The following is a 12,122-nucleotide window of genomic DNA, read 5'->3' as shown; positions in this document are numbered from 1 at the left end:
GGAGCAAGCGGTTGAAGCTTATTTCAAAAAGCCCATTTCGCAAATTAAAGCCGATCTGGAAGAAGTGATCCGGAATCAATCCATGACCAGCCAGATGCAGGGTAAAATTATTGATAAAGTGCAGGTTACACCTTCCGAAGTGCGCTACCACTTCCGTAACATGAAAAAAGAGGACATTCCATTGGTTGACCCCATGGTGGAATATGCCCAAATCACGGTAATCCCCCCAATTGAGCTGGAAGAGGAAAACCGGATCAAGGCGCGCTTGCGCGAGTTCAAAGAGCGAGTTGAGAACGGAGAAAACTTTGCGACCCTGGCGGTCTTGTATTCCGAAGGCCCGTCGGCCGTGAATGGCGGCGAACTTGGTTTCATGGGACGCGCTCAACTTGATGCCAACTATGCCACAGCCGCGTTTAACCTGAAAGGCGACCGGGTTTCAAACGTGGTGAAAAGTGAATTTGGCTACCACATCATTCAAGTTGTTGACCGTCGTGGCGATCAGATCAACACGCGGCACATTCTGTTGAAACCCAAAGCGAATATTGAAGCGATGGAAGAAGCCAAAAGCAGGCTCGACAGCCTGGCCAATTTTATTCGGAAGGAAGAAGTGACCTTTGCGGATGCGGCCATGCGCTATTCGTTTGACAAAAATTCAAGAAACAGCGGTGGCAAGGTCATCAACCCACAAACCATGTCGACCAAGTGGAGACAACAAGAATTGGATCCGGATGTGAGTAAAATTTTGGATGGATTGAAAGTCAATGAAATTTCAGAGCCTTTTAAGACAATTGATGACAAACAACGAACGGTATATAAAATCGTAAAATTGATTGACCGCACTGAACAACACCGGGCAAATCTTCAGGAAGACTATCAATTGCTAACCGAAATTTACTTACAGGAGAAGCAGGAAGAGGCAATGAATCAATGGATCTCAGAGCAGCAAGCCAAAACCTACATCAGTATTGACCGGACTTATGCGAATTGCAACTTCAAGTTTAAAGGCTGGCAAAAATAAAGACCACATGCAACCGATGAATTTCAAAAATGATGCGGAAGCTGTTGACGCTTTAAAAAACAAAGTCGATCAGCTTCAGGCTGAAATCCAAAAGCGAATTTACGGGCAGGATGAAATCATTAAGCAGGTGCTCATATCGCTCTTTAGCCGCGGCCACTGCTTACTGATTGGCGTTCCCGGACTGGCCAAAACACTTTTGGTAAACACCATTGCTGAAGTGTTGGGATTGAAGTACAGCCGGATCCAGTTTACGCCCGACTTAATGCCGTCCGATATCATAGGCACAGAAATTCTGGACAAAGACCGGGAATTTAAATTCATCCGTGGGCCGCTGTTCGCCAACATTATTTTGGCCGACGAAATTAACCGGACACCTCCAAAAACACAGGCGGCCTTGCTCGAAGCCATGCAGGAGCGTGCCGTTACCGCTGCCGGCGAACGCTTTTTACTCGACCGGCCATTCTTCGTGCTGGCCACCCAAAATCCCATTGAGCAGGAAGGAACCTATCCCCTGCCCGAAGCCCAGCTCGACCGGTTTATGTTTTCGGTTTGGTTGGATTACCCGGATTTTGAAGATGAACTGACCATTGTCCGCAACACCACTTCCGATTACTCAACCGAGTTGAAAGAAATTTTATCGGACGAAGAAATTAAGTTCTATCAGAAATTGGTGTTGAAAATCCCGGTCAACGATCATGTCCTGAACTATGCCGTGTCGCTCTCAGCCAAAACACGGCCCGGAACGAAAATGGCTGCTCCCATTTCGGACAAGTACCTCAAGTGGGGAGCTGGACCAAGAGCGTCCCAATACCTGGTTCTGGGGGCTAAAACACATGCCGTGCTGTCGGGGAAATATTCTCCCGATATTGAAGATGTGAAAGCGGTTGCCAAGTCGATTCTGCGCCACCGAATCATCAAAAATTATAAGGCTGAAGCAGAGAATATCTCTGTCGATCAAATCATACAGGAATTGCTGTAATTTCAATTGAATGAATCCAAAAATTCGCTATCATAAAATCATACTCTTGCTTTTGTTGCTTCCTGTTTTGTCGCTGGCACAAACAAAAAAACGGGTTGACATTGAACAGGCTGACTTTCTGGAATACAACGAAAGAATTATAGCCAACGCACAGCGCCTGATCGGCAATGTGATCATTACGCACGAAAACATCCGAATGTGGTGCGACAGCGCTTATTCCTACACCGACACGAATATGGTTGATGCATTTGGACATGTGCATATTTTGAAAGACGACACCCTGCACTTGTATTCCGACTTTTTGAATTATAATGGCGATGCCAAATGGGCTGTGGCCATTGGCAACGTCCGACTGGTAAACAAAACCACCACCCTGACCACCGACTCACTGGAGTTTGATATGGCTCGCAATGTTGGTTACTACGACGACTACGGCACGGTTGTCGATAGCGCAAGTACCCTTTACAGCAAGATTGGTGAATACTACGCCAATGAAAATAAGGCTTATTTCAAAACCGAAGTCGAAGTTTTGTCCGAAGATTACACACTCACTTCGGACACCCTGATTTACAACACGAAAACGCGTGTCATTTCCATTGTTGGGCCAACCAACATTCGGGATGAAGAAAACACCATTTACGCTGAAAGGGGATTCTACAGCAGCGATTCGGGAGACGTGGAATTATACCGGAATCCGGAAGTTCTGGGCAAAGAACAGAAAATCAATGCCGACTCCATTTTTTATAACAAGACAACAGGCGACGGACGGGCCATCGGAAATGCGCGAATCGAAGATTTTAAAAATCGGATGATTGTCAAAGGAAACCGGGTGGTTTACAACGACCAGAGTGAAATAGCGATGGCGACAGACTCTGCGCACTTCTTACTTTATTCTGAAAAAGATACGCTCTTCCTTCACGCCGATACGCTAAGATCAGTTCCCGACACCATTCCCGACGAGAAATTGGTCATGGCTTATTATCAAGTCAAATTTTTCAGGGAAGACATGCAGGGAAAATGCGATTCGATGGTTTATTGGTCAATGGATTCCACCATCCAGTTTTTTCATGATCCGGTCATTTGGTCGGACAATAACCAAATGACTGCCGATTACATTGAAATGATTACCCAGACCGATGCACCGGATTTGGTTCGAATGGAACAAAATGCCTTTATCGTGGCCATGGAAGACTCGGGCATGTACAACCAAATCAAAGGGCGGAATATGCTTGGTTATATCCTCGACAATGAACTTTATAAAATTGATGTGGACGGGAACGGACAATCGTTGTATTATGCCCGCGATGATGAAGGAATTATTGGCCTGAATAAAGCCCAAAGCAGCTCCATTGTTATTCACCTTGACAGCAGCCAAGTGAGCCGGATCGTTTTTGTAAAATCGCCTGACGGACAATTGCTGCCGCTAATTAATATCCCCGATGAAGATAAAGAGCTTCCTGGTTTTCAATGGTACGATGCCATTCGGCCCAAACGAATGGAGGATATTTTCAGAAAACAAAAATAGCAAGGACATCGCCTTGCTATCTGTATTTTTTTTGATCGCCTTAACAATTATTAATACTCATCTTCATTGAAGAAAAAGTCATCCTTGCTCGGATAATCTGGCCAAATATCTTCAATACTCTCGTAGATTTCCCCTTCGTCCTCAATTTCCTGTAAATTTTCAATCACTTCGAGCGGCGCTCCTGATCTAATTGCATAGTCAATCAACTCATCCTTGCTTGCAGGCCAAGGGGCATCTTCTAATTTTGAAGCTAATTCAAGTGTCCAGTACATATTATGAAGTAATTTTAGTTTTGATTCTGTTTTTTGATTTTGCGAATATATAAAAAATAACATCAAAACCTAGAAAAAAAATATCTTTGCTCAAACACCCGAATTCCATGGGGTTTCAGGCACCTGAGCGTCTAACGACAACTTTCTCCCAAGGACAAAAAGGTAGTCTGAAAGGCGATTGATGAATTTCATCAGGTTTTTATTGATTTCTGTTTTTTCAGAAAGTTCAATGATTCGACGTTCGGCCCGACGACAAACCGTACGTGCAACCTGCGCATGCGCTGCGGCCTGGCTTCCTCCGGGCAAAATAAACTGATTGAGCTTGGGCAGCACCTTAAACATCTCATCCATTTCCTGTTCCAGCATCTCAATCATTTCATCCTTACACGGAATTTGATTTTTGAAATCAGCTGCCGCGTCATCCGTGGCCAACTGGGCACCAATCGTAAACAAGACCGATTGAATTTTTTGCAAAATGGTTTGGGCGTGTTCATCAATATTCATTGAAATAATCAGGCCCAGGTAACTATTGAGCTCATCGACCGTGCCGTACGCTTCGAGCCGAATATCATATTTCTTAACCCGCGCGCCACCGATCAGGCCGGTTGTGCCATCATCGCCGGTTTTTGTGTATATCTGCACTTCCTTCGTCATCAAATCACAGGATTAGGATTAATCTCATCCGATTCAACCTGTCCGTCTTTCAACCGGATCACCCGGTGGGCGTGCAACGCAATATCCTCTTCGTGGGTAACCACAATCAAGGTATTGCCCTTTCGGTGAATTTCAGCAAAAAGGTGCATGATTTCTTCCGAAATCTTCGAGTCCAGGTTTCCGGTTGGCTCATCGGCCAGCAAAATGGCAGGCTTGTTAATCAACGCTCGTGCGACTGCCACACGCTGCCGTTGCCCCCCCGACAGCTCGTTGGGCTTGTGGTCCATTCGCTCGGCCAGTCCCACATCCGTTAAAATTTTGGTTCCACGCTCCAGGCGCTCTTGCTTTTTCACACCCGAGTAAATCAGGGGCAACATCACATTGTCGAGCGCAGTGCTTCGCGGAAGCAAATTAAACGTTTGAAAAATAAAGCCGATCTCACGATTGCGGATGACCGCCAATTCATCATCGGTTAAATCACTTACATTGTGACCATTTAAAATGTACGTGCCACTTGTCGGCGTATCTAAACAGCCAATCACATTCATCAGGGTTGATTTACCCGAACCCGACGCGCCCATAATGGCCACATACTCGCCTTCGTTAATATGAAGGCTAACCGAGCGAAGAGCCCGTACGACCTGGGTTCCAACCTTGTAGTTTTTTACGATATCAGTCAGGTCGATTACTTTTTTCTTTGTTTCAGACATATCCAGTACTTGATTGTATAATGGGGCTTCCATTGTTATTTTTTTGGTTCGTAAATATAGGGATATCGGTTCAATTTACCAGTCAATAAAAGTATTTCTCGCTTTCAAAACCGAGTTTGTCAGCCTACAAAAACCATGCAATTGCCTGCATTTACAAACAAAAAAATCTTAATAACTCATTTTCCATCGGGGTCGACCGCTCCCCATTGTTTTTTATCTTTGCTTTATGCCGGAGTATTTAGATCAAGACATTAAGTTTTTGGTGGGAGTTGGTCCCAAACGAGCCGAGCTGCTCAACAAGGAGTTGGGTATCTACACGTTTCGCGATCTGCTTTACTACTTTCCTTATAAATATATTGACCGGACCCGGTTTCATAACATTTCCGAAGTCCGGCCCGACCAGGCATACATCCAGGTTAAAGGCAAAATCCGCTCTTTCGAATTACTGGGCGAAGGACGTAAGCAACGGTTGAGCGCTGTTTTTTTTGATGAAACGGGGAGCATGGACCTGGTGTGGTTTCAGGGCATTAAATACATCCGCGAAAACCTGCTTCCCGGAAAAACCTACGTTGTGTTCGGCAAACCGTCAGTTTTTAGCGGACGCGTCAATATTATTCATCCGGAAGTGGAAGACAAAACCAGCGAACAGTTTAAAACTGGAGTTCTACAGGCCTTTTACAATACCACTGAAAAGTTGAAAAAGCGCTTTCTGAATACCAGCGCGCTAAATAAGATTCAATATAACCTTGCCCTGCAGATCCAGGGAAAGATTTACGAAACGCTACCTCCAAAAGTCAAAGATCCGCTCAAATTAATGGATCTAAAAAATGCCCTGCGCCAGATTCATTTTCCTGAAAGTACCCATTTACTGCAAAAGGCAACCTTCAGGTTGAAGTTTGAAGAGCTGTTTTACATTCAACTGAAGATTTTAAGCCTAAAGCACAAGCGCTACGAAGCGTTTAAAGGATTTGTCTTTTCCAGCGTGGGCTACAATTTCAATCATTTCTACGCCAACAATCTGCCATTTGAACTCACCGGCGCTCAGAAAAAGGTGATCAAAGAAATCCGCAAAGACTTAGGTTCGGGCAAGCAAATGAACCGGCTTTTACAGGGTGATGTGGGAAGTGGAAAAACCCTGGTGGCTTTAATGATCGCGTTGCTGGCTTTCGACAACGGCTTTCAGGCCAGCCTGATGGCACCGACCGAAATCCTGGCCATTCAGCATTACAACACCATTCGAAAAATGCTGCAAGGTTTGGGGGTGAACATGGCCCTACTCACCGGATCAACAAAAAAAAGCCAGCGTAAAATCATTCATGAACAGCTCGAATCAGGTGAGTTGCAGCTGTTAATTGGCACGCACGCGTTGATTGAAGATGTGGTCAGTTTCCACAAGCTGGGTTTGGTGATCATTGATGAACAACACCGGTTTGGTGTTGCTCAGCGAGCTAAACTGTGGAAAAAAAACAGCGGCATTCCTCCCCATATTTTGGTGATGACTGCCACTCCCATTCCACGAACCCTGGCCATGACCTTGTATGGCGATTTGGAAGTGTCGGTGATTGATGAACTTCCACCAGGACGGAAACCGATTTCAACCCGACATTATTATGAGAATCGCAGAAAGGAGGTTTACCAGTTCATCCGATCGCAAATTGAGGGCGGACGACAGGCCTATATTGTTTATCCGCTGATCAGCGAATCGGAAAAAATGGACTATAAAAATCTGGAGGACGGCTATGAGCTGATGAAACAGGTTTTTCCACGTTTCAAAATCAGCATGGTGCATGGCCGCATGAAACCAGCCGAAAAAGATGCCGAAATGCAGCTTTTCAAGGACGGCAAAACACAAATCATGGTGGCAACCACCGTGATCGAAGTGGGCGTTGATGTGCCCAATGCGTCGGTCATGGTCATTGAAAGTGCTGAACGTTTCGGGCTTTCTCAGCTGCATCAGCTGCGCGGACGTGTGGGCCGCGGCGCCGAGCAATCGTATTGTCTGCTGATGTCTTCCTACAAAATCAGTAACGAAAGCCGCAAACGCCTGGAAACCATGGTACGGACCAACGATGGCTTCGAAATAGCAGAAGTTGATCTGCAACTGCGTGGGCCGGGTGATATTGAGGGGACACAGCAAAGCGGACTGGGCTTGAATCTGAACATTGCCAACCTGGGAAAAGATGGCGAAATCCTGCGTATTGCCCGAAACTTGGCCAGCGATATTCTGGACGATGACCCTCGTTTGGAAAAAGAAGAGCATAAACTACTCCGCTATCATTACCTGAAAATGAAAAATACGGAATTCAATTGGAGTGTCATTAGCTAACGTCAGTTGACAACTTTTCCTGAATTTTGCTTATTCAAGCGAATAAAATTGCTTCAATATTGCAAAACAGACATTAATCAATCATTAAATTACTGCAATCCACAGATAGCAAAATCGACACAAAATCAATGATTTTTATCATGCTCAATTGTAATTCACTTATTTTGAAACAATTACAATAAGTGTTAAAAAATCGATTATTTAAAACAAATATAAATAACTGAAGATGTTTTAAAAATGGCCTTAAGTAGGATTCCAGTTATCCAAACATCTTTAGTTTTGCAGTCATAAATTTGTAAGGAAGTGGAAATGATGTCGGGAGAGATTTCACACAAAGGAATTATTAAATCGCTTACGGATCACCAGATCGTCGTCAGCATTGTTAACGAGTCAGCCTGCTCTTCTTGTCATGCAAAAGGAGCTTGCACAGCTGCCGACATGCAAGACAAGGAAGTCGACATCCGAAGTTTCTCCGGCGACTTCAGGGTTGGACAAGCGGTGCAGGTCATTGGCAAAACTTCCCAGGGATTTAAAGCCTTGTTTTACGGCTATGTTCTTCCATTCCTATTAATCATGCTGGTTTTAATTACGCTAACCAGTTTGCAGTTCAGTGAAGGAATCAGTGGTTTGATTTCGTTATCCATCCTGGTTCCCTACTATCTAATATTATACCTCACCAGAAATAAAATTCGCAAAAGCTTTGAATTTGAAATTAAGCCTTTACTATGAGTGAAACGATTATTTATACGATGATTGCTTTGAGCGCCATTGGCATTTTGGCTGCTGTCATTTTGTACTTTGTAGCTCAAAAGTTTAAAGTATATGAAGATCCACGGATCGATGAAGTAGAAACGGCGCTTCCGGGTGCCAATTGTGGTGGTTGTGGTTTTGCTGGTTGCCGGGCATTTGCCGAAGCCTGTGTGAAGGAAAACGACCTGGCCGATCTTTTTTGCCCCGTCGGTGGAAACGATTGCATGGCTGATGTTGCTGCCGTATTGGGGCTCGAAGCCGTAAAGCAGGATCCCCGGGTGGCGGTTTTACGCTGCAACGGATCGTGCGATCACCGCCCAAAAACCAACCAGTACGACGGAGCACTGTCCTGCGCGGCTGCAGCAGCACTGTACAGTGGCGATACGGGTTGCCAGTATGGTTGCTTAAGCCATGGCGATTGTGCGGTGTCTTGCGACTTTGACGCGCTTCATATGAATCCGGAAACCGGCTTGCCGGAAGTGGTCGATGACAAATGTGTGGCCTGCGGCGCTTGTGTTGAAGCCTGCCCAAAATCACTGTTCGAGTTGCGCAAGCGAGGACCTAAAGACCGGAAAATTTACGTAGCATGCCGAAATGAAGATAAAGGCGGGGTAGCTAAAAAATCATGCGAAGTGGCTTGTATAGGCTGTTCCAAATGCTTCAAGGTTTGTCCGTTCGATGCCATTGTCATGAATAACAACCTGGCATTTATCGATTCGGACAAATGTAAGTTGTGCCGGAAATGTGTGGTCGAATGTCCGACCAATGCCATCATTGAACTTGGTTTTCCACCACGGAAAATTAAAACCGACCTGCCCCCCAAGCCGGCAGTAAAAAAGGAAGCTCCTGCGAAGCCAGAAGTTCAAGCTTCCGAAGAAACTAAAACCGATAATTCAGACCAAAAATAGGAGGCCATCGTGTTAAAAACATTCAAACTAGGAGGGGTACATCCGGCTGAAAACAAACTTTCGGCCAGCAAAGCCATCGAAAAACTGGCTTTGCCCAAAAGTGTTTTTATCCCTGTAGCCCAGCATATTGGAGCACCAGCACAAGCCCTGGTAAAAAAAGGCGATCAGGTAAAAGTAGGTCAACTCATTGCCAAATCAGGCGGCTTTGTTTCGGCCAACATCCACTCATCCGTTTCAGGAACCGTAAAAAAGGTTGATTTGGCGATGGACAGTTCGGGCTATCCCAAGCAAGGCATTTTTATTGATGTTGAAGGCGATGAATGGGAAGAAGGAATTGATACCTCTTTAACCCTCATTGAAAAATTTGAAGCCGACAGCAAAAAAATCATCGACAAAATTAATGCAGCCGGCATTGTTGGTCTGGGCGGAGCAACTTTCCCCACCCACGTCAAGCTGATGCCGCCGCAAGGCATGAAAGCCGAAATGCTGCTGATCAATGGTGTGGAGTGTGAACCTTATCTCACTTCGGATCACCGGGTGATGCTTGAAAAAGCGCCCGAGCTGCTGGTTGGCATTCGAATACTGATGTGTGCCCTGGAAGTTGAAAAAGCCTACATCGGCATTGAAAATAATAAGCCGGATGCAATCGCTCATCTGAATGAGCTGACCAAACCGGATCAATCCATCCAGGTTGTGCCACTGAAAGTGAAATATCCACAGGGAGGTGAAAAACAGCTCATTAAAGCGGTTACTGGCCGCGAGGTTCCTTCGGGTGCACTGCCCATTGCCGTTGGCGCGGTCGTCAACAATGTAGGGACAGCGTTGGCTGTTTACGAAGCTGTTCAGAAAAATAAGCCCCTGGTTGAGCGCGTCGTGACCATCACCGGAAAGTCTGTTGCCAATCCTTCGAACTTCCTTGTACGGGTGGGAACACCAATTCAGGAACTAATCAATGCCGCGGGCGGACTACCCGAAGATGCCGGAAAAATTATTAGTGGCGGCCCCATGATGGGAAAAGCCGTGGCCAATACCGACATTCCGGTTACCAAAGGAACATCCGGAATTCTGATTATGCAGGACAAGGAAGCTAAACGTGAAAAGGTGAAAACCTGCATTCGCTGTACGCGCTGTGTTACGGTTTGTCCCATGGGATTGGAACCATACTATCTGATGACCGTTTCGGAGAAGCAAATTTGGGAAAAGGCCGAAGAACATCACATCATGGATTGCATTGAGTGTGGTTCATGCAGCTACACCTGTCCGGCCGACCGTCCGTTGCTCGACTACATTCGCTTAGGAAAAGCAAAGGTGGGAAACATCATCCGGTCACGAAAACAATAAAGATATCAAGCATCGAGTATCAAGCATCAAGTATAATCCTATGAGTAAACTGCTAACCATATCCCCTTCGCCGCATGTACACACCAGCGATTCGGTGAATAAAATCATGTACCGGGTAATTCTGGCTTTAGTACCGGCATTGGCCTGGTCGGTTTTCATGTTTGGCTTCGAGGCCATCCGTGTAACCCTGCTGGCTGTAGCCGCATGCATGGCTTTCGAATTCCTGATTCAGAAGTATATCATGAAAGAAGTGCCGCAAATCACCGACGGTTCTGCTGCGCTGACAGGCATCCTGCTCGCCTTTAACGTACCGGCAAGTCTTCCAGGCTGGATGATCGTTGTGGGTGCGCTCGTAGCCATTGGCGTTGGAAAACTTTCTTTCGGAGGTTTGGGCAACAATCCGTTCAACCCCGCTTTGGTTGGGCGTGTGTTCCTGCTCATTTCCTTTCCGGTGCACATGACAAGCTGGCCCGTTACCCAGCATGCAACGGTTGACGCGCTGACCACGGCTACCCCACTGGCCCTTTTAAAAGAAGGCGTCAACGCCGGCAAACCCGTAAGCGAAGTCCTGCTCAACCTACCTTCAAACCTGGAGATGCTCTACGGAAATATGTCCGGCTCTCTCGGTGAAGTTTCAGCACTGCTGCTTTTGTTGGGATTTGCCTACATGCTGTGGAAAAAAGTCATTACCTGGCACATTCCTACTTTTGTGCTCGGAACCATCTTTGTCTTCCAGGGCGCCCTTTGGATGCTAAACCCGGAAAATTTTGTTGAACCTGTTTTCCACTTGCTTTCCGGAGGAGCCATGCTTGGCGCCATTTACATGGCCACTGATATGGTGACTTCACCCATGACCGTAAAGGGACAACTTATTTTTGGCGTTGGAATCGGCGTACTGACCGTGCTGATCCGGAACTTTGGGGCCTATCCCGAAGGAATTTCATTCGCCATCCTGATTATGAATGGCTTTGTTCCACTCATCAACGCATACATTAAACCAAAACGATTTGGAGGGCAGAAGTAATGGCAAAAAGAGAATCGACATTTCTAAACATGACCTTGACCCTTTTTGTGGTGACCTTTGTTGCTGCAACCGTGCTGGGTTTTGTGCATGATTTAACCAAGGCAGATATCGCGCTGGCCAAACAACAGGCCCAGCAAAAAGCAATAGAAAGTGTTTTACCAGCCTTCGACACGCTGGGCGATTCATACAAAATGTTACCTGAAGACAGCTCCGACAGCCTGGAGTTTTTCCCGGCCTACGACGCCAGTCAGCAACTGGTTGGTGTGGCTGTGAAAACCTACACGAAAAACGGATTCAGCGGATTGATCAGCATTATGGCCGGTTTTTCACCCGAAGGTACAATCACCGGGTTTGAAGTACTGGAACACAAGGAAACACCGGGATTGGGCTCAAAAATGAATGCCTGGTTTAAGGACGAAAGCAAGCCCAGCCAAAACATCATCGGTAAGAGTCCGGCCACTTCAAAGTTTGAAGTGAAAAAAGATGGAGGCGATGTCGATGCCATCACCGCTTCAACCATTACCAGCCGTGCCTTTTTGGAAGCGGTTGTGCGTGCATACAAAACCTACCAAAATGCACAGGAACAACCCGCAATCAGTAACCATGCGACAAACG

At 46.1% G+C, this 12,122-nt stretch carries 12 protein-coding genes; 9 read left to right on the top strand and 3 right to left on the bottom strand.

Going from position 1 to position 12,122, the window contains the following annotated elements; genetic code table 11:
* The 3 genes from NC99_RS11685 to NC99_RS11675 form a co-directional block, all read left to right on the top strand.
* The coding region (locus NC99_RS11685) for a peptidylprolyl isomerase (RefSeq protein WP_053183856.1) at positions 1 to 1,018 on the top strand (1,018 nt) is incomplete at its 5' end.
* 7 nt (positions 1,019 to 1,025) lie between these two features.
* Positions 1,026 to 1,997, top strand: a complete 972-nt coding sequence (locus tag NC99_RS11680; protein ID WP_239684446.1) for an AAA family ATPase — start codon at positions 1,026 to 1,028, stop codon at positions 1,995 to 1,997.
* Positions 1,998 to 2,007: 10 nt separating this feature from the next.
* Positions 2,008 to 3,522, top strand: a complete 1,515-nt coding sequence (locus NC99_RS11675) for an OstA-like protein (protein WP_053183854.1) — start codon at positions 2,008 to 2,010, stop codon at positions 3,520 to 3,522.
* Between the two features lie 50 nt (positions 3,523 to 3,572).
* Here the strand turns inward: NC99_RS11675 and NC99_RS11670 are convergent, their stop codons facing one another.
* The 3 genes from NC99_RS11670 to NC99_RS11660 all read right to left on the bottom strand — a co-directional run bounded on the left by NC99_RS11670 (position 3,573) and on the right by NC99_RS11660 (position 5,191).
* On the bottom strand, positions 3,573 to 3,794 hold the full coding sequence (locus tag NC99_RS11670) for a DUF2795 domain-containing protein (protein WP_053183863.1): 222 nt from the start codon (positions 3,792 to 3,794) through the stop codon (positions 3,573 to 3,575).
* A gap of 90 nt (positions 3,795 to 3,884) precedes the next feature.
* Entirely contained in the window at positions 3,885 to 4,448 is a 564-nt protein-coding gene (locus tag NC99_RS11665; RefSeq protein ID WP_162231206.1) for a cob(I)yrinic acid a,c-diamide adenosyltransferase, read from the bottom strand.
* Complete coding sequence (locus NC99_RS11660; RefSeq protein ID WP_239684445.1) at positions 4,448 to 5,191, bottom strand: ABC transporter ATP-binding protein; 744 nt, start codon at positions 5,189 to 5,191, stop codon at positions 4,448 to 4,450. The genes NC99_RS11665 and NC99_RS11660 overlap by 1 nt, the downstream gene beginning before the upstream one ends.
* Before the next feature lie 193 nt (positions 5,192 to 5,384).
* Here NC99_RS11660 and recG point away from each other — a divergent pair, with 193 nt between their 5' ends.
* From recG to NC99_RS11630, 6 genes are all read left to right on the top strand, one after another.
* Positions 5,385 to 7,484, top strand: a complete 2,100-nt coding sequence (gene recG, locus NC99_RS11655; protein WP_053183852.1) for an ATP-dependent DNA helicase RecG — start codon at positions 5,385 to 5,387, stop codon at positions 7,482 to 7,484.
* A 309-nt stretch (positions 7,485 to 7,793) separates the two neighbouring features.
* A complete protein-coding gene (locus NC99_RS11650; protein WP_082326452.1) occupies positions 7,794 to 8,213 on the top strand; it encodes a SoxR reducing system RseC family protein in 420 nt (139 codons plus the stop codon).
* Complete coding sequence (locus tag NC99_RS11645) at positions 8,210 to 9,142, top strand: Fe-S cluster domain-containing protein (protein WP_053183848.1); 933 nt, start codon at positions 8,210 to 8,212, stop codon at positions 9,140 to 9,142. The genes NC99_RS11650 and NC99_RS11645 overlap by 4 nt, the downstream gene beginning before the upstream one ends.
* A gap of 9 nt (positions 9,143 to 9,151) precedes the next feature.
* Positions 9,152 to 10,483 carry an electron transport complex subunit RsxC gene (gene rsxC / locus NC99_RS11640; RefSeq protein ID WP_053183846.1) on the top strand — a complete coding sequence of 444 codons (1,332 nt, stop codon included), beginning with the start codon at positions 9,152 to 9,154 and terminating at the stop codon, positions 10,481 to 10,483.
* 40 nt (positions 10,484 to 10,523) lie between these two features.
* Positions 10,524 to 11,507 (top strand): RnfABCDGE type electron transport complex subunit D, encoded by a 984-nt coding sequence (locus NC99_RS11635; protein ID WP_053183844.1) that lies wholly within the window; start codon positions 10,524 to 10,526, stop codon positions 11,505 to 11,507.
* Positions 11,508 to 11,536: 29 nt separating this feature from the next.
* Positions 11,537 to 12,122 (top strand): RnfABCDGE type electron transport complex subunit G (locus NC99_RS11630; RefSeq protein WP_204374978.1); only part of this gene is annotated, 586 nt, incomplete at its 3' end.

The sequence above is a fragment of the Sunxiuqinia dokdonensis genome, from assembly GCF_001270965.1.
GTDB classification, from domain to species: Bacteria; Bacteroidota; Bacteroidia; order Bacteroidales; family Prolixibacteraceae; genus Sunxiuqinia; species Sunxiuqinia dokdonensis.
This window is presented reverse-complemented; position numbering and strand designations above follow the sequence as displayed.